General features: G+C 76.2%; 14 protein-coding genes. 6 read left to right on the top strand and 8 right to left on the bottom strand.

The genetic code is table 11. From position 1 onward, the window contains the following. The first annotated feature begins 26 nt into the window (after nt 1–26). Together ACFCY7_RS25955 and ACFCY7_RS25950 are read left to right on the top strand one after the other, a co-directional pair. Nucleotides 27–1,229, top strand: coding sequence for a DUF2306 domain-containing protein (locus ACFCY7_RS25955; RefSeq protein ID WP_376488459.1), 1,203 nt, complete (start codon nt 27–29; stop codon nt 1,227–1,229). Further along, nucleotides 1,226–2,134 (top strand): hypothetical protein, encoded by a 909-nt coding sequence (locus ACFCY7_RS25950; protein ID WP_376488458.1) that lies wholly within the window; start codon nt 1,226–1,228, stop codon nt 2,132–2,134. Before ACFCY7_RS25955 ends, ACFCY7_RS25950 begins: the two co-directional genes overlap by 4 nt. 81 nt (nt 2,135–2,215) lie before the next feature. On the opposite strand, the gene ACFCY7_RS25945 is transcribed toward ACFCY7_RS25950, so the two are convergent. Further along, nucleotides 2,216–2,764 carry a hypothetical protein gene (locus tag ACFCY7_RS25945; RefSeq protein WP_376488457.1) on the bottom strand — a complete coding sequence of 183 codons (549 nt, stop codon included), beginning with the start codon at nt 2,762–2,764 and terminating at the stop codon, nt 2,216–2,218. 139 nt (nt 2,765–2,903) lie between these two features. On the opposite strand from ACFCY7_RS25945, the gene ACFCY7_RS25940 reads away from it, so the two are divergent. Further along, complete coding sequence (locus ACFCY7_RS25940) at nt 2,904–3,509, top strand: isochorismatase family protein (RefSeq protein ID WP_376488456.1); 606 nt, start codon at nt 2,904–2,906, stop codon at nt 3,507–3,509. Here ACFCY7_RS25940 and ACFCY7_RS25935 read toward each other — a convergent pair. The 3 genes from ACFCY7_RS25935 to ACFCY7_RS25925 form a co-directional block, all read right to left on the bottom strand. Then, nucleotides 3,496–4,092, bottom strand: a complete 597-nt coding sequence (locus tag ACFCY7_RS25935) for a TetR/AcrR family transcriptional regulator (RefSeq protein WP_376488455.1) — start codon at nt 4,090–4,092, stop codon at nt 3,496–3,498. The two genes, ACFCY7_RS25940 and ACFCY7_RS25935, sit on opposite strands and share 14 nt — an antisense overlap. A 79-nt stretch (nt 4,093–4,171) precedes the next feature. Then, entirely contained in the window at nt 4,172–4,975 is an 804-nt protein-coding gene (locus tag ACFCY7_RS25930) for an NADPH-dependent F420 reductase (RefSeq protein ID WP_376488454.1), read from the bottom strand. Further along, the gene (locus tag ACFCY7_RS25925; RefSeq protein WP_376488453.1) at nt 4,941–5,891 is read right to left on the bottom strand and encodes an AraC family transcriptional regulator; all 951 of its coding nucleotides are present in this window, start codon (nt 5,889–5,891) and stop codon (nt 4,941–4,943) included. Before ACFCY7_RS25925 ends, ACFCY7_RS25930 begins: the two co-directional genes overlap by 35 nt. On the opposite strand from ACFCY7_RS25925, the gene ACFCY7_RS25920 reads away from it, so the two are divergent. Together ACFCY7_RS25920 and ACFCY7_RS25915 are read left to right on the top strand one after the other, a co-directional pair. Next, the gene (locus tag ACFCY7_RS25920; protein ID WP_376488452.1) at nt 5,890–6,375 is read left to right on the top strand and encodes a DUF2000 family protein; all 486 of its coding nucleotides are present in this window, start codon (nt 5,890–5,892) and stop codon (nt 6,373–6,375) included. The genes ACFCY7_RS25925 and ACFCY7_RS25920 overlap by 2 nt on opposite strands. 225 nt (nt 6,376–6,600) lie before the next feature. Continuing rightward, nucleotides 6,601–9,594: an AAA family ATPase gene (locus ACFCY7_RS25915; protein ID WP_376488451.1), complete on the top strand. Its 2,994-nt coding sequence runs from the start codon at nt 6,601–6,603 to the stop codon at nt 9,592–9,594. On the opposite strand, the gene ACFCY7_RS25910 is transcribed toward ACFCY7_RS25915, so the two are convergent. Both ACFCY7_RS25910 and ACFCY7_RS25905 read right to left on the bottom strand, forming a co-directional pair. Continuing rightward, a complete protein-coding gene (locus tag ACFCY7_RS25910; RefSeq protein ID WP_376488450.1) occupies nt 9,576–11,249 on the bottom strand; it encodes a serine/threonine-protein kinase in 1,674 nt (557 codons plus the stop codon). The two genes, ACFCY7_RS25915 and ACFCY7_RS25910, sit on opposite strands and share 19 nt — an antisense overlap. After that, a complete protein-coding gene (locus ACFCY7_RS25905) occupies nt 11,246–12,730 on the bottom strand; it encodes a hypothetical protein (RefSeq protein ID WP_376488449.1) in 1,485 nt (494 codons plus the stop codon). Before ACFCY7_RS25905 ends, ACFCY7_RS25910 begins: the two co-directional genes overlap by 4 nt. Nucleotides 12,731–13,103: 373 nt before the next feature. On the opposite strand from ACFCY7_RS25905, the gene ACFCY7_RS25900 reads away from it, so the two are divergent. Next, nucleotides 13,104–15,098: a SpoIIE family protein phosphatase gene (locus ACFCY7_RS25900; protein WP_376488448.1), complete on the top strand. Its 1,995-nt coding sequence runs from the start codon at nt 13,104–13,106 to the stop codon at nt 15,096–15,098. Nucleotides 15,099–15,131: 33 nt separating this feature from the next. Here ACFCY7_RS25900 and ACFCY7_RS25895 read toward each other — a convergent pair whose 3' ends face one another. Both ACFCY7_RS25895 and ACFCY7_RS25890 read right to left on the bottom strand, forming a co-directional pair. Continuing rightward, nucleotides 15,132–15,758 (bottom strand): DinB family protein, encoded by a 627-nt coding sequence (locus tag ACFCY7_RS25895; RefSeq protein ID WP_376488447.1) that lies wholly within the window; start codon nt 15,756–15,758, stop codon nt 15,132–15,134. A gap of 81 nt (nt 15,759–15,839) precedes the next feature. Further along, on the bottom strand, nt 15,840–16,325 hold the full coding sequence (locus ACFCY7_RS25890) for an Lrp/AsnC family transcriptional regulator (RefSeq protein WP_376488446.1): 486 nt from the start codon (nt 16,323–16,325) through the stop codon (nt 15,840–15,842). Nucleotides 16,326–16,567 lie beyond the last annotated feature (242 nt).

Genomic DNA, 16,567 nt, shown 5'->3' with positions numbered 1-16,567 from the left:
TGCGGGTGCGGAGGAGGGGGAGCGCCGTGGGGCGTCCGACGAGCACGAGGTGGGGCCGGGCCGCCACCGTCGCGGTGACGGTGGTCTGCCTGGCGTACGCACCGATCGCCATGACCGAACTCTGGCCCTACGCGAGCCCCGGGGCCCCGGCCCCCGGCGAGTGGATCCTCGGCCGGTCCGTCTCCCCGGAGTTCGTCGCCGAGGCCGTGCGCGACCGAATGGGACCGTACGGGCGCAGCCTGCTCCCGCTGATCGTGCACTCCGTCCTAGGCGGCCTCCTGATGCTGCTCGGCCCGGTGCAACTGCTGTCGGCCGTGCGCCGCCGCATCCGGCTGCACCGGATCACCGGCACCGTGTTCGCGGTCACCGTGTACGCGTCGATGGCCGGCGCCGCCCTCTACCTCGTCCGCACCCCGCCGGAACGGGCCTTCAGCGGGGCCGCGTTCTGGATCGTCCTCGCCACGATCCTCGTGGGCACCGTCGGCAGCGTGACCTTCGGCGTCCTCGCCGCCGTCCGGGGCTTCCCCGACCTGCACCAGCGCTGGCTGCTGCTCTGCTACGGCTTCCTCATGACCGCCCCGCTGCTGCGGCTCGAATGGGGCTTCCTCCCCTCCCTCTACCCCGGCCTCGGCATCCTCGACGTCAACCGCGTCGCGATCATGCACCTCGGCTCGCTCGTGGCCTTCGGCGCGCTCCTCGCCTCCCGCGCCCTCGACCGCCGCGACACCGTCCCCGGCCTGACCGGCACCTGGTGTCCCGCGCCCGTCCAGGCGGCCGCCCACCTCGCGGGCGCCGCCGGCCTCGTCTGGATCACGGCAGCCTTCCTCGACGGCGGGACCGCGGGCCGGCGCCTGCTCGTCGCCTACCTCGTCCCGTACGCCGTGACGTACGCCGTCGTCGCCGCACGGGCGGTCCGGGCCGGCGGGCACTGGGCGCGCGAGGAGTGGCGGCTCCACCTCGCCGCCCTCTGCCTGGCCCCCGCCTTCTCCGCGGTGACCGTCCCCGTACTGGAACGCTCCATGGGCCTCGACCGGCCCACGGCCATGATCGCGGGCGTCGGCATCGGCGGCGGCATGCTCGCCTACGCCGCCGTCACGGTGGTGAGCCTGCGCGTCCTGCACGCCCGCGAACTCCTCAAGCGCCGCCAGGCGTTCGCCGACCTGCCGACCCGCCCCGCCGAGGGCGTCACGGCGACCCCCGCCACCGCCACGGAAGGACGGCAGGCATGAGCGACACGGTGGAAGGCCGGGAACTCTCACCCGCCGTCGTGGTCCTGAGCGGCGTCGTCGGCGGCATCAGCCTCGCCGTCGGCGGGCTGCTCGCCGCGACGAGCCTCCTCGGCTACCGCGCCGGGGCCTGGGTGTCGCCGGAGGCACTGAGCCCCGGACTCGTCGGCGCGGCCATGCTGGGCGTGGCGCCCGCGCTGTTCACCATCGGCCGGGCCCGCGTCTGGGAGGAGGTGCGGAGCCTCGCGCTGCCGCTCGCGACCGTCCTCGTCGGGCTCTTCGCCGTGAGCCTCCTGAACGCCGGCAGCCTCCAGGCCTTCCACGGCGGCCCGATCTTCCTCGCGCTGTTCAGCCTCGGCTGGGTCGCCACCCTCGGCGCCCTCGCCCTCGCCGCCGTGGGCTGCCTCGCCGCGCAGTACCGCAGGCCGGTCCGGCCCGCGCGCCCGGCCGGGGAACCGGACGCGGGACACGACACCGGCGGCACACCGCGCAGACCGTCCGCGCCGCTGCCCGGCTGGTCCAAGCCCCCGCTCGCGGTCCTCGGTTCCGGCTGGCTCGGCATCGGGGCGGGCCTCCTCGCCCTCCCCGGCTTCTGGGGCCCGCTGCTCCCCTGGACGGTGAACCGCGCCGACGCGCAGGGCCTCGGGGTCTGGGCGCTGTCCCTCGGCGTCGGCGTCCTCGCCTCCCTCGCCGAGGACGACCTCGCCCGCACCCGCCCCGCCCTCCGCGCCGTCCCCGCCGTCGCCCTCGCCACGGCCGTCCTCCTCGCCGTGCACGCCGGCTCCGTCGACTGGGCGTCGGGCCCGGGGATCGCCCTGGCGGCCCTGGTCACCGGCCTGTTCGCGACCGGGCTCTCGGGCCGGTGGCTCCTGTCCCGGGCCGACCGCCGGAACGCTGCGGGCACCTGACGGGAGCCACCGGCGTCACGGACACCTCAGGGGCGCCGGCGCGCCACCGGCACCAACCGGGCGTCGGGGTCCACGAGCACCTCAGGGGCGCCAGCGCGGAGCCCCGTCGTCCGGTGTGTCCGGGCTCGCGAAGTGGAAGGGCACGGCAAGGTCGGCGGCGAGAGCCCGGCCCACCTGCTCCGCGACGACGGCCGACGGATGGCGCGCCACCCGCGCGCGGTCGTCACCGAGGTGCCGGACGGCGGTTCCGTGGTGGATGGTGGCCAGCGCGCGCTCGCCGGCGGGCCCGTCGGTGATCGCGAGGAGGTCCACGAACCAGCCGTGCACGGTGTCGCCGTCCCACACCGCCTCGATCGCGACGACCCGCCCGGGGCAGCCGGCGGCGAGGGCCGCCAGGGACTCCCGGTCGAGCGGACTGTCGGGGGTGCGGGCGACCCGGTCGCCGTGGTGCAGATAGCGCCGGTGAACGACGAGTTCGGCGTCGTGGAGCCCCAGACCACGGGCGCGACAGACCTCCAGGACGGCACGGACCGCCTGCATGCGGGCGTCCTGGAGGACGTAACCGTCGACCTGCGCGCGTATCCCGGCCGGCAGCAGTTCCCACCACTCGGACGTGTCCGTCGTTCCCATGCCTGTCATCCCCACCCGCCGTCGTCCCTCGTCGGCGCCAGGCTAACCCGTGGCGCGGAGCGCGCGCCGGGGCATTTCGGCCGGTCCCGGCGCCGGAACTCCGTGGCGGCGAAGGGACCGTGGGAGTGATGATGGCGGGATGACTCAGCCCGTGGAGACCGTAGAGCCCGTGGAGCCCGTGGACGCCCTGATCGTCGTGGACGTGCAGTCGGCGTTCGTCACCGGGGACGGGGCCGTGCCCGCGGCCGCCCGGCTCGTCGACCGTACGGCCGACCTGATCGCCCGGGCCCGCGGGGCGGGCGCGCTCGTCGTCCACCTCCAGAACGACGGTCCGCCCGGATCGGAGGACGAACCCCACACGCCGGGCTGGGAGCTGCACCACCCCGTCGAGACCGGCCCGCGGGAGACGGTGATCCGCAAGCCCCGCGACGACGGCTTCCACGGGACCCCGCTCGGCGGCGTGCTCGGCGACGCGGGGGTCAGGGCGGTCGCCGTGTGCGGCGTCATGTCGGAGATGTGCGTCCAGGCGACGGCCCGTACGGCCCTGGAGCGCGGCTACCGGGTCGTCGTGCCGCACGACGCGCACGCCACCCAGGACTGCCCCGCCGTGCCGGGAGTCAGCGAGCTCGTCCCGGCGGCCGCGGTCTCCCGTGTCGCCGCCTACGCCCTCGGCAGCGACGCAGAGGTCACCGTGCCCGCCGCCGCGGTCGCGTTCACCGCGCCCCCGGCGGTCACTCCGCGCTGAGCGAGTGCCAGACGCGGTCCGGCAGGATGCGCGCGGCCTCGGCGAGGTCGACGTCGTGGGTGCGGGCGAGCCAGCGGCGGGCGGTCTCCGCCGCCGGGCCGATGACCAGGGCCTCGATCACCGGCCCGGGGATCGGCGCGATCTCGCCCGCCTCGACGCGCGGCCGCACCCACGCCCCGATCGCGGCGAGCAGCGGCTCCTTGGCCTCGCGGATGCGGTCGCCATGGGCGGTCAGGCAGCCCGAGTACGCCGAGGCGTGGAGGAACAGGGCCGCGTCCGGGTGCTCCTCGGTGAAGCGGAGGTACGCCGTGATCACCGCGCGCACCCCGGTGCGGCCGGTCCTCGCGCGGGTCAGGGCGGTGACGACCTCGCCGCACAACTGCTCCGTGCACCGGACGTACAGGGCGGCGGCGAGGCCGTCGAAGCTGCCGAAGTGGTGGTACAGACTGCCGAGGCTGACGCCGCTGGCCGCCGAGACCGCGTTCACCGTGAAGCCCTGCCGACCGGACTCCGCGTACACCCGCAGGGCGGTCGTCAGCAGGCGCTCGACCGTGGCCTCGCCACGCTGCTGCTTGGGGGACATGCCGGACACCCTAATGCAGCGGTGACTCCCCGTAATTGGACGCGGATTCCAGTAACGGGACAGGACCTGGGGCCGGTCGTCAGCCGCGGAAGCCCTCGGGACGCTCGGGCGAAGCCTCGGCGAGGGCCTTCGTCACCGCGTCCACGCCCTCGCGGAGCCCGTACACCGGGGTGTCCGGCTGCTGGCGCCAGGAGTCGTCGATGCCACCCGCGTCCACGGTGTCGAAGCCGAGCTCGTCGATGAGCCGGCGTACCCGCTCCTTCGCCGCCGCGTCGTCGCCGGCCACCGGCAGGGCCAGCCGCTCCGGGTCGCCGGCCGGGCGCGGCCGCTCCAGGATGTCCTGCGCGTAGGTGCCGTTGAACGCCTTGACCACCGCGTGGCCGATCTGGCGCTCGGTCCAGCGGCTCTCCGTCAGGCCCTCGTCCTCGATGGCGGCGATGCGGCCGTCGCGCTCCCGGGGGTAGTAGTTGCCCGTGTCGATGACGACGAACCCGTCGGCGGCGCCGTCGAACAGCCCGGACGGCAGGTCGGGCACGTTCTTCAGCGGGACGGTCACGACGACGACCTCGGCGCCCCGCGCGGCCTCGGAGGCGGCGACCGGCGTGGCTCCCGTCTCCTCGGCGAGCGCGCCGAGGCTCTCGGGGCCGCGGGAGTTGGCCACGGACACCTCGTGTCCCAGGGCGGTGAGGCGACGGGTCAGGTTGCCGCCGATGTTGCCGGCGCCGATGATGCCGATCTTCATGGTGCTTCCTTCTGCTCCGGCCGGCCGTTCCGATGGACCTCGTCCCGGGCCGGCTTCCTCGGGGTACGTCCGGTCAACCCGCCGCGGGGCTCCCGTGATTCCCCGATCAGCGCCCGGATTCGGGCCCGTCCGCGTCAGCACCCGCCGTGACGGTCCGTGGAACACCCGGTCCGGTGCTCGCTCCACCTCCACCCGCGGCCGGCGAACGGTCGCACACCCCCTCGGGCGCCGGCCCGATCGTCACCGACCCGCGTAACCCGGCGGCGTTCTCCCGGGCGAAACGTCCGGGAGTGGTGCCCACCAGCCGCTTGAACGCGCGCGTCAGATGCGACTGGTCGTAGAAGCCGGTCGCGGCGGCGACCTCGCCCGGCGCCTGCCCGTCGAGCAGCAGTCGCCGGGCGCGGTCGAGCCGACGGGCCGTCAGGTACTGGTGGGGCGCGATGCCGAAGGCGCCGCTGAACGCCCGCACCAGGTGCGCGGGATGGGCGTGCAGCAGCCCCGCCGCCTCGTCCAGGGACAGCCCCTGCGGCAGACGTTCGTCGAGCAGGTCCCGCAAGTCGTGGGCCACGCCGGGATCGGCGGGCCGGGCACGGGTCACGAGCCGGGGCCGCAGGTGGTCGCGCAGCCGTTCGCCGATCAGGGCGAGTCTGCTCTGCGCCTCCAGCGCGCCGCCGGGGTCCGCGAGCGCGGTGTGCAGCTGATCGACGCGCCGGCGCAGCAGCGGGTCGATCAGGTCGGGTCCGTCCACCGCCGGTCCGATGAAGCTCTCGTCCAGCTGGCTCAGGTCCAGGTAGAGGACCCGCTTGCGGAAGCCCCGCGAGGTGGCGGGGGAGCCGTTGTGCGGGACCTGCGGCGGGAGCAGCGACACGGTGTCGTCAGGAGTGCCGCGCTCGCGCCGGTTCAGGTCGTAGCGGACGGCGCCGTCGTCGACGATCAGCAGCGTCCACACGTCGTGGACGTGCATCGGGTACGCGTGCTCGGTGAAGTGCGCGTGGAAGACCTCCACGACCCCCGGCACGTGCGGCCGCCACGCCGAGACCTCTTGCCTGGCGGGCATGCAAAGAATGTACAAGACGGCGCGGGGGCCCGGTCGGCACTCTCGGAGCATGACGACCACCGACACCGCGCCCGTCCGATTCGACACCAAGATCGCCGTACTGCTGCGCGAGGACCTGGAGACCTGGCAGCGGCTCAACGTCACCGCGTTCCTGGTCAGCGGCCTCGGCTCGCAACTCCCCGAGGTGATCGGCGAACCGTACGCCGACGCCGACGACGTCCCCTACCTGCCCATGTTCCGCCAGCCCGTCCTGGTCTTCGAGGGAACGAAGGAGACGCTGACCGCCGCCCACGCCCGCGCCCTCTCCCGCGCGCTGCCCCGGGCGGTCTTCACGACCGACCTCTTCGCCACCGGCAACGACCGCGACAACCGGGCGGCCGTCCGCGCCGTGGGAACCGACCACCTCGACCTCGCCGGGATCGCCGTCCACGGGCCGCGCAACGCCGTCGACAAGGTCCTCAAGGGCGCCCGCATGCACCCCTGACGGCCGCGCCGGAACCGCCCGCCCGCCGGCGCGGACCGCCTGCCCGCCCGCCGGCGCGGACCGCCCGTCCGCCCCCGGCGCGGACCGCGCCTCCGGCCGGGCCCGCGCCGGCCCCTCGCCGCCGGCTGACGGCCTCGTTGTCGGTGGTGTGCCGTACAACTGGGAACCGGGGAAAATCGGGACGGTACACCGCAGGACGTACGGCCGTACGAGGGGGACTGGTACGTGGAGACATTCGGGGACCGGGGGTGCGCGGGCCGCGCACCCCTCGCCGGGCGGGCCCGAGAGCTCGACCGGCTCGACGCGCTGCTGAGCCGGCGGGCCGGGGGAGAGGGGCCGGTGGCCGTCGACGTCACCGGCGACCCGGGCATCGGCAAGACCCGCCTGCTCGCCGAGTTCGCGCTGCGCGCCCGCCGCCGCGGCACGATCGTCCTGCACGGCCGCTCCGGGCCCGGCACGGACCCCGGTACGCCCTTCCACGTCTTCGCCGACGCCTTCGCGGACCTCGATCACCGGGACCGCGCCGCGGCACCGGCCCTCGCCGCGCTCGCGGACCTCGTGGACTTCGCGGACCCCGCGGAGCCGCCCCTGACCCCGGCCCGGGACGGAGCCGCGGCGACCGACGAGCCCACGGCCGGCCGGACGCGCCGCGTGCGCCGGATCGCCGCCGCCCTCGGGCGGGTCGCGGACCCCGGGCTCGTGGTCGTCCTCGACGACCTGCACGGCGCGGACCCGGCGTCCGTGGAGCTCGTCGACCACCTCCTGCGGCATCCGAGCCGGGCACCCGTCCTGCTCGTGCTGGTCCGCAGGGAGCGCCAGACACCGCCCGACCTCGCGTCCGTCCTGGCCCGCGCCGTCGACGCGGGGACCGTCTCCCCGCTGGCCCTCGGGCCGCTGGGGCCGCAGGAGTGCGCCGAAGGACTCGCCCCCGGACTGCCGCCCGAAGAGGCGCGGGAGGTCCACCGCGCGAGCCTCGGCGTCCCGCTCTACTACCGGGCGCTCGCCGCCGCGCGCACCCGCCGGGGCGAGGCGGCCCGGACCGGACCGGTGGCGGTGCTCCTCGACGAACTCACCCCGCTCGGCACCGCGGAACGGGCCGTCGTCGAGGCCGTCGCCGTACTCGGGGACCGGGCGACCGCCGAGCTGGTCGCGACCGTCGCCCCGCCCGCCCCCCACCGCATGGAACGGGAGGACGTCGACGGGGCCCTGAGAGCACTCGCCCGCCGCGACCTCGTCCGCCCCGACGAGCACGGGCACCGCCTCGGGCTGCGCCACCCCGCCCTGCCCGAACTCGTGCGCGGCGCGCTCGACCCGTGGCGGCGCCGCGAACTGCACCGGCGGGCCGCGACCGCCCTCGCCGAAGCCGGAGCGCCCCTGACCGAGCGCGCCCCGCACCTCGTGCGGGCCACGACGGCGTGGGACCCGGCCACCGCCGCCGAACTCGTCGAGGCCGCCGACCTGATCGGCGCCGCCGATCCCGCGCGCGCCGCCGACTGGCTCGCCGCCCTCCTCGACCTGCTCCCCGACGCCCCCGAACACCGGGCCTCCCGAAGGGACCTGATGCTCCGACGGGCCCGCGCCCTGGGATCGGCCGGGCGCGTCGCCGAGAGCCGGGACCTCCTCCACCGGCTCATCGACGCCTGCCGCCCCGACGGGCCGGCCGACCGGGGCCGCGACGGCGGAGGCGCCGACGCGCGCCACGGCGAGGACGACGACCCCGCCGCCGCGGCGGAACTGCGGACCTCGGCCGTACTCCTCTGCGCCTTCATGGAACGGCACCTCGGCCGCTACCCCGAGGCCGACGCCCTCCTCCGCCGCGAACTGGAACGAACCCCCGGACCACGGTCCGACCTGCGGACCTGGCTCGTCGTCGAGTGGGGCTGCCGCGCCCTCTTCGCCGCCCGCTACCCGGAGGTCCGCCCCCTCGTCGCGGGCACCCTCGACGAGGCCAGGGGGCGCGGCGACGAGCCCGGCACGGCCGAGGTCCTCACCCTGGCCGCACTCGGCGAGGCGTACGAGGGGGAGACCGCAGCCGCCCGCGTCCACACCGCGGAGGCCGCCGCGCTCACCGACGCCTTCACCGACGGGGCCCTGGCCGGCCACGCCGAGTCGCTCGTGCGCCTCTGCTGGTCGGAGGTCTTCCTGGAGCAGTACGGGGCGGCCGAACGCCACGCGACCAGGGGCGTCGACATGGCCCGCCGCGCCGGCCGCCCCTTCGCGCTCTCCCAGCTCCTCCTCTGCTCGGCGTACGTCCACTTCCTGACCGGCCGCATCGGTGCCGCGCTCGGTCTGGCCGACGAGTCCGTCGCCGTGGCCCGCGCCCTCGGCGGCGCCGAACTCCTCGGGTTCAGCCGGGCGATCAGAGCCACCGTCCTCCTCCACGCCCGCCCCCTCGGCGACCCCGAGGCGCTGGCCGCCGCGGAGGAGGCCGCCGCCACGGTGGGGACGGCGGACGGATGGTGGGCCACCCAGGCCCGCTGCCTGCTCGGCTACAGCGTCCCGCTCGCCCAGGACCCCCACCGGGTGCGGGAGGTGCTGGTGCGGGCGGGCGGCGACCGGGACCTCTCCCGGCTCCAGCCCTCGCTCCGCCCCGGATACCTCGAACTCCTCGCCGGCGCGGCCCTCGCCGCCGGCGACCCCGCCGAGGCCGAGCGCGGAGCGCGGCTCGCGCTGACCGAGGCGGACCGGCTCGGCCTGCCCGTCCAGCGGGGTGCGGCCCAGCGCGCCCTGGGCCGGGTCCTCGCCCGGCGGGGCGAACCGGCAGCGGCGGCCCGGGCGTTCATCGACGCGGCGCGGGAGAGCGCCCGCTCGGGCGCCACCGTGCGCGAGGCCCACAGCCTGCTGCTCGCGGCCCCCGAGCTGCACGCCGCGGGCGACGGACCGCAGGCCGCCGCGGTGTGGCGAAGAGGCCGCAGACTCGCCGTCGAGGGCGGGGCCCGGATGCTGGTGGACCTGGCCGACCGCACCCGGCCGGCCGGCCCGGAGGGTGCGGCCGGGGGACGGCTCGCCGTCCTCACCCCGCGCGAGCGGGAGATCTCGGCCCTCGTCGCCGAGGGGCTCACCAACCAGGCCGTCGCCGACCGGCTCTGCCTCAGCCCGCGCACGGTCGAGAGCCATGTCGCCCGGGTCTACCGCAAGACGGGGGTGGAGACCAGGGCGGGACTCGCCTCGCTGGTGGTGCGGGCCGGGACGGGCGGCGGTCAGTTCTCGCGCGGGTAGGTGGTGATCACCCGGCCCTTCGCGTCGGCCTTGAGATAGCCGGAGCCGTACGTGTCGGACAGGTAGACGCTCAGTCCGGGACCGCTGCCGAGGAGCGTCGAGGCCGGGTTGACGACGAGATAGCGGCTCGTCGGCTTGTCGACCCCCAGGTCCTTGTCGGCGCGCTTCATGAGCGCCGGCAGGGCGTCCCAGTCGAAGGCGTCCAGGTCGGTCGGCACGGTGCCGGGGAACGCGGTGCCACCGGGTCCCTCCCGGACGGCCACGTCCTCGCCCCGGTAGACGTACCGGTCGTAGCGCTTCGTACTGCCCTTGACGACCGCCTCGGCCACCGCGTACTCCGGGTACACGACGAAGCCGGTCACCTTGGCTCCGCCCGTGGCCGCCTGCACCGCGGCGACGGCCGCTCTCACCCCGTCGGGGGTCAGCAGATCGCGCGGCGCCTGGGTCGTCGGCGTCTTCGCCGGGGTGTTCGCCGGGGTGGCGGAGGCCGTCGTCGGCCGGCCCGACGGGCCCTGCTGCGCGGGAGGAGCGGCGGTGTGCCCGTCTCCCTTCCCGTCCGGCCGCCAGTCCCAGGCCGTCGCGCCGACGGGGATGCCGACCGCGAGGACCACCACGGCCGCGATGCCCAGGAACCGCCGCCCGCCGCGCCGCCCGCCGGTGGTCCCCGCGGGTGCGGGGGCCGTGGTGGGCACCGGCGGCGACGGGGGCGCCAGGTGGAACGAGGTCGCGTCCGCCGTGCCCGTGCCCGTGGCCGCCGGTCCCGGGTACGGCGCCGCGGCCGCGGGCGGCCGCGCGTCCCGCACCCCGGCCGCGTCCTGACGCGCCGCCGGATCCGCCGACGCGACGGCGGCCAGGGCGCGGTCGAGCTCCTCCGCGCCGGGGCGCGCCGAGGGGTCGCGCACCAGCACGCGATCGAGCACGCCGGTCAGCGGGCCCGCCCGCAGCGGAGGCGGCACGTCGTCGGAGAGGACGGCCGCGAGCGTCGCGAGGGTGTTCTCGCGACGCAGCGGGTGGCGGCCCTCGACGGCGACGTACAGGAGCATGGCCAGGGACCACAGGTCGGCCGCCGGCCCGCTCGTACCGCCCCGGATCCGCTCGGGTGCCATGTAGTCCGGCGATCCGATGATCGAGCCCGACGCGGTCAGGACGGTGGACTCGCGGATCGCCGCGATGCCGAAGTCGGTGAGCACCGGGCGGCCGTCCGGCCGCAGCAGGACGTTGGCGGGCTTCACGTCGCGGTGCTCGATGTCCCGCTCGTGGGCGGCGCGCAGGGCCGACAGCAGCTCGCGGCCCAGCCCGGCGGCCTCGGCGGGGGGCATCGGGCCCCGGTCCAGCCGGTCCTGGAGCGAACCGCCGGTGACGAGCTCCATCACGATCCACGGGTACGTTCCCTCACCCGCGTCCACGATGTGGTGGATCGTCACCACGTTGGGGTGGTCGATCCGGGCCAGGGCGCGCGCCTCGCGCAGCACACGGGCCCGCAGCGTCCGGGCGCCCTCGGTGTCGTGCTCGGCCAGCGCGGGGTCGGGGGGACGGACCTCCTTCACCGCCACGTCACGGTGGAGGGCCAGGTCGCGGGCGCGCCAGACCGTTCCCATGCCGCCGCCGCCGAGCCGCTCCACCAGCTCGAAGCGGCCGTCGATCACTCTGTTCACACGCACCTCTGCACTCGGGTCCTCGCGGCGACTCCGGTGTCCGGCCCGGACCCGCCCACATCGCCGTACACGTTCACCTGATAGCTCCCCGGAGGCCCGTACGGCTCCGGTAGCCCGCACAGTTCCGACCACGGACCGTACCCACCGGAGCCGTCCGCGTCCTCGGCGGGGGCGGCCCGCTCAGCCGTCCCGGCGACGGCACGCGCGTGCGCCGCGCGACGGCTCAGGGCCTCGGCGTGCCGAGGATCCTCCCACCGTCCGGCCCGCGCCGCCGCGACCGCGTACCCCCGCGCGGCCCGCCCGGCTTCGCCCAGCCCCAGCGCGCAGTGGGCCAGCCACGCCCCCGCCCGTACGAGCGCCGCCTCGTCGCCGTCCTCCGCGAACCCCGACAGGGCCTCTTCGAGCAGGGCCGCCGCCTCATGGAGACGGCCGGCCCCGGCGTACACGCAGCCGAGCCGCAACCGGGCGAGCGCGCCCAGGCAGGGATCCACCGCCGCCCCGCCGGTCAGCCGGACCGCCTCGGTGAGGAGCGGCACCTCCGCGGGCGGTCCGCCCCGCCCGCCCGGTGCGCCCCCCGCCCCGCGCGGGCCCTCGACCGTCCGGGCGAGCGCGAGGCAGAGACGGGCCCGGTCGCCGCCGCGGAGCGAAGTGCCGGAGCCGTCGGACGGAAGGGCGGACCGGAGCAGCGCGGCCGCCTCCTCGCGGGCACCCGTGGAGCGCAGCACCCCGGCCAGGAGCAACTCGGACTCCACGGCTCCCCACGGCCGCCCCCCGGCGCGGTGCCCCGCCACGGAGGCCCTCAGGTGGACGATCGCGGCGGCCGGGTCGTCGGGTGCGGTGATCCGCCCCAGCAGTCCGCGGACGTCGGAGAGCGGGCCCGGTACGGCGGGGTCCGCCCGGTGCGGTGCGGCGAAGGCGATCAGCCGCCCGAGTTCCTCGCGCAGCCCCGCCGCCCCGGCCGCCGGGTCGGGCGCGGTGCCGAGGAGATCGGCGCGCGCCCGGGCGCGCAGCAGGAACACGGTCGTCGCCTGGGCGACGGTGGCCCGCCCGCTCCGGCACAGGCCGGCGGCCCGCTCGCACAACCCCGTGAGCTCGACGCGGGCCGCGTCCCCCACGGCCTCGCCCGCCAGCACCGACCGCGCCCGGGAGACCAGCGCCTTGCCGGGCCGCCCGGCCCGCTCGTGCAGCTCGGCCGCCCAGGAGAAGAGCGGCCCGGCCGCGGGCCGCGCCCTGCCCCGGCAGTCGAGCGCGGTCGAGTCCAGGGCGTCCGCGTGATCGCCCGGCGTGATCGTCCCGCCCGCGCGCCGCAAGGCCGCCGCCGCCCGCTCCCACGCCCCGCCCGCCGCGGGGTGCCCCTCGGCGGTCAGCCGCCGGGCCCGGTGCAGCAGGCCGCGAGGGTCCTCCGGACCGCCGCCCGCGCCGGACCCCCGGCCGTACGGCGGCACACCGAGACGGACCTCGTCGGGCGAGCGGCTGGGCATGCGGGGCGCTCCGGGGAGAAGGGCGGGGGAGCCGGGGAGAAGGCCGGGGGAGGGCGCAGTACGGGTACGGCTGCGGTCCGGGTACGGGGGGCGTGCACGGGCCCGCGTACACCCTCGGAAACGGGGCGTGCGCAGAGGTCGGACCGACTCTCCCAGGCCCGCTCCGCTCCGCGCATCCGTAGAACTACGCAACCCGCGCGGTCCATCGATCGGCCGCACTGCGCAGGGCCCGCCGTCGGGGAAGCGGCTAGGGTGAATCGACAGGGATTGCGCCCCCTGGGGCCAGGCCGATGCGTAGGTCGATGCGTTGGAGACTCACCAGTCGTCGAGCAGGGTTCCGCAGCCGCCCCGGGCGGCTGTCGGGGACGCGGGCGTGCTCCGCGAGCTGCTGCCGATCGCCCTCTGGCGGGAGGACGCCGAGGGCCGGATCGTCGAGTGGTCGCTCGCCGCCCAGGACCTCCTCGGCCACCGTCCCGAGCACGTCCTCGGACGGCTGGCCGCCCCGCTCCTCGTCCCCGACGCCAACCGTGAGCTCGCCGCCCGGCTCACGGACCGCGTCCAGGCGGGCGAGACCATGGTCGGCACCCTGCCGGTGCGCCACCGGGACGGCCACACGATCGCCATGGAGATGTGGATCGTGCCCGCCGCCGACCCCGAGGGGCGGCCCGGAGCGATGCTGATCGCGGTGGAGACCTCCGAGGTCCTGCGGATGCGGGAGAACCTGGCGGCGATGGAGAGCCTCTTCACCCAGTCGCCGATCGGGCTCGCGCTCCTCGGCCCCGACCTGCGCTTCCTCCGGGTGAACGACGCCCTCGCCCGGATGAACGGGATGCCGGCGGCGGAGCACGTGGGCCGCCGCCTCACCGAGGTCGTGCCGGGCACCAACGCCGTCTCGCTCGAGTCGCTGATGCGCCAGGTCCTCGACAGCGGGACCGCCGTCGTCGACGCCCGCCGGGTCGGCCGCACCCCCGCGGACCCCGACCGGGACCACATCTGGTCCTGCTCGTACGCGCCGCTCCTCGACCGGGCCGACAGCAGGTCCCTGGGGCTCATCGCCTCCCTCGTCGACATCACCGAGAGCCAGGAGGCGCACATCGAGGTCGAGCGGGCCCGGCACCGCTTCGCCCTCCTCGCCGAGGCCGGCGCCCGCATCGGCACGACGCTCGACCTGAAGCAGACGGCAGAGGAGACGGTCCGCTTCCTCGTGCCCCAGCTCGCCGACTCCGCCGACGTGCAGATGCTGGAGACGGTCCTCGAACCCGACGACCCCGCCGCCTCCACCCGGGGGGTCCTCAGGCGGCTCGCGGCCCGCTTCCCCGACCCGACCGCGCCGACGTCCCTCCTCGCCCCGGGGCAGACCTTCCAGATCCCGCTCGACTCGGTGTACGAGCGGGTCGTCCTCCGGGGACGGCCGACGAACCTCTACGCGTCCGACATCCCGGAGCTCTTCACGGACCCCCGCACCGAGGCGCTCCGCACCTACCTGGCCACCCGCATCGGCTCGACGCGCCTGGTGCCCCTGGTGGCCCGCGGGCAGGTGCTCGGCACGGTGACCGTGACCCGGCTGCGGACCCGGGAGCCGTTCGACGCCCAGGACTGCGTCCTCATCGACGAGGTCGTCGCCCGCGCCGCCCTCAACATCGACAACGCCCGCCTCTACACCACCCAGCGGGAGGCGGCGATCACCCTCCAGCGCAGCCTCACCAACAACGAGCTCCCGGACGTCACCGGGCTCGAACTCACCGGCCGCTACCTGCCCGCGAGCGCCCACGACGTCGGAGGCGACTGGTTCGACGTCATCGCCCTGCCCGGCGGCCGGACCGGCCTGGTCATCGGCGACGTCATGGGACACGGCATCCACGCGGCAGCCGTCATGGGCCAACTCCGCACCGCGGTGCGGACCCTGGCCCGCCACGACATCGCGCCGGCCCGGATGCTCAGCTCGCTCGACGCCGTCGTCGCCGACCTGGGCGAGGACGAGATGGCGACCTGCGTCTACGCGGTCCACGACCCGGCCGACGGCGGCTGGACCATCGCCCGCGCGGGCCACCCGCCGCCGGCGGTGGCCACCCCCGACGGCACCGTCACGTTCCTCGACGGCCCGCCGGGGACCCCGCTCGGCACCGGCGCCCACGACTTCGGCACGCAGGAGGTCACCCTGCCCGAGGGCGGGCTGCTCGTCCTCTACACGGACGGCCTGATCGAGGCCCGCGACCGCGACCTCGACCAGGGAATGAGTCAACTGGCCCAGGCGCTGCGGCCCGTCACCCGCCCGCTGGACACGCTGTGCGACGAGGTCCTCGGGCGGCTCCTCGCGGGACCCGCCCAGGACGACGTGGCGATGCTGATCGCCCGTACGACCCGCTGACCACGGGCACGGCCGCGCCGGACCGGCCGCGGGTCAGGCTCCCCCTCGCCCCAGCCGGTGCAGGTCCCTGAGCAGGGCGATCTCCGCGCCGTGGTGCAGGACCTCCTGGTTCACCCACCAGACGACGTCGAGGAAGAGCTCCTCCGGGTCGCTGCCGTGCGGGTAGGTGCAGTGCCCCACCGTGTCGAGGGCCGTGTCGTCGGCGGACAGCAGCGCGGCCCGCCAGGCGTCGGCGGCGGTGTCGAAGGCCTTGACGGCGGTGGCGACGTCCCCGCTGACCTCGTAGTCGTCGCGGGTCAGGCGGTGGCCGCCGTTCGTGTGGTCGGCGCGCAGCGCGAGCATCTCGGCGAGGTGGCTGAGCCGCCAGGCGATCGTCGTGAACGGCGCCGGCTCGGGGTGCGGCGGCGGCGTCGTGTCCCGGCCGAAGTCGCCCGCACCCACGAGGAGGGTCGCGCCCGGCCCCGGCCCGTCGGAGTGCCGGCGGACCGACCAGCAACCCGGCCCCGGCTCCCAGAGGTACTCCTCGTCGGTCATCGGACCGACCTGCACCTCCGTGCCGTTCCCGCTGTCCATCACCGGGCCCGCCATCCGGTCGGTCAACCGCTGCCGCGCGAAGTCGAACTGGGCGAGCAGGGGGGCGAGTCGGGCGGGTACGGACATCAGGCGCTCCGGATCGAACGGGGGAAGGGCGCTCGTACCCTGCCACACGTCACACCCGACCGCCCCCGAATTAAACGGGGTTCACGGGCGGGCCGTCCCCGACCCCCGTCCGACCGCCTCGACCAGCGGCAGCAACCGGTGCGCCACCCGCTCGCGCAGGGCGATCTCGGTGCGGGTCCTGACCACTCCCGGCAGCTGGATGAGCCGCTGGATGACGTCCTCCAGGTGCCCCGCGTCCCGCGCCACCACCCGGGTCAGCAGATCGCCGCCGCCGGTGATGGAGAAGGCCTCGACGATCTCCGGCACGCCGGCGAGCGCGTCGCCGACCTCGTCCAGGTGCCCCTGCTCCACCTCGACGTGCACGAACGCCAGCACCGGGTGCCCGAGCGCGGCCGGGGACAGGACCGGCCCGGTCGCCGTGATCACCCCGTCCCGCTCCAGACGGTCGATCCTGGCCTGCACGGTGCCCCGCGCCACCCCCAGGATCCGCGCGTACTCGCGCACGCTCGTCCGCGGCTGCTCGATGAGCAACCGCAGGATCCTGGTGTCGAGCTCGTCCACCGCCATCGTCCGCCTACCTCCTCTGTCCCCGCCCGCCTCGACCGCACCACGTCCGAACGGCCCGAACCATCCGAACACCGTCCGAAGGCGCCCGAACGCCTCCGAACCGCTCCGATTCCCGACTGTACCCATGTGACCTCGGCGCATCCCGCGCGGTCGGTGCTTCAGGAGCGGGCGGGCCGCTCCACCGAGGCCCGCCGCAGGCGTGACGGTCACCGAAAGGCCGGTGGCCCCGTGCGGATCGCACG

Origin of the sequence: Streptomyces sp. NPDC056361 (assembly GCF_042262805.1) — a bacterium.
Classification (GTDB): domain Bacteria; phylum Actinomycetota; class Actinomycetes; order Streptomycetales; family Streptomycetaceae; genus Streptomyces.
The sequence above is the reverse complement of the archived record's forward strand: the minus strand, read 5'-3'. Positions and strand labels throughout refer to the sequence as shown.

Bases quoted from the DNA above. Each gene is read 5' to 3' on its own strand.
- ACFCY7_RS25950 (WP_376488458.1), top strand. From the start codon at position 1,226: ATGAGCGACACGGTGGAAGGCCGGGAACTCTCACCCGCCGTCGTGGTC.
- ACFCY7_RS25945 (WP_376488457.1), bottom strand. From the start codon at position 2,764: ATGGGAACGACGGACACGTCCGAGTGGTGGGAACTGCTGCCGGCCGGG.
- ACFCY7_RS25940 (WP_376488456.1), top strand. From the start codon at position 2,904: ATGACTCAGCCCGTGGAGACCGTAGAGCCCGTGGAGCCCGTGGACGCC.
- ACFCY7_RS25935 (WP_376488455.1), bottom strand. From the start codon at position 4,092: ATGTCCCCCAAGCAGCAGCGTGGCGAGGCCACGGTCGAGCGCCTGCTG.
- ACFCY7_RS25920 (WP_376488452.1), top strand. From the start codon at position 5,890: ATGCAAAGAATGTACAAGACGGCGCGGGGGCCCGGTCGGCACTCTCGG.
- ACFCY7_RS25925 (WP_376488453.1), bottom strand. From the start codon at position 5,891: ATGCCCGCCAGGCAAGAGGTCTCGGCGTGGCGGCCGCACGTGCCGGGG.
- ACFCY7_RS25905 (WP_376488449.1), bottom strand. From the start codon at position 12,730: ATGCCCAGCCGCTCGCCCGACGAGGTCCGTCTCGGTGTGCCGCCGTAC.
- ACFCY7_RS25895 (WP_376488447.1), bottom strand. From the start codon at position 15,758: ATGTCCGTACCCGCCCGACTCGCCCCCCTGCTCGCCCAGTTCGACTTC.
- ACFCY7_RS25890 (WP_376488446.1), bottom strand. From the start codon at position 16,325: ATGGCGGTGGACGAGCTCGACACCAGGATCCTGCGGTTGCTCATCGAG.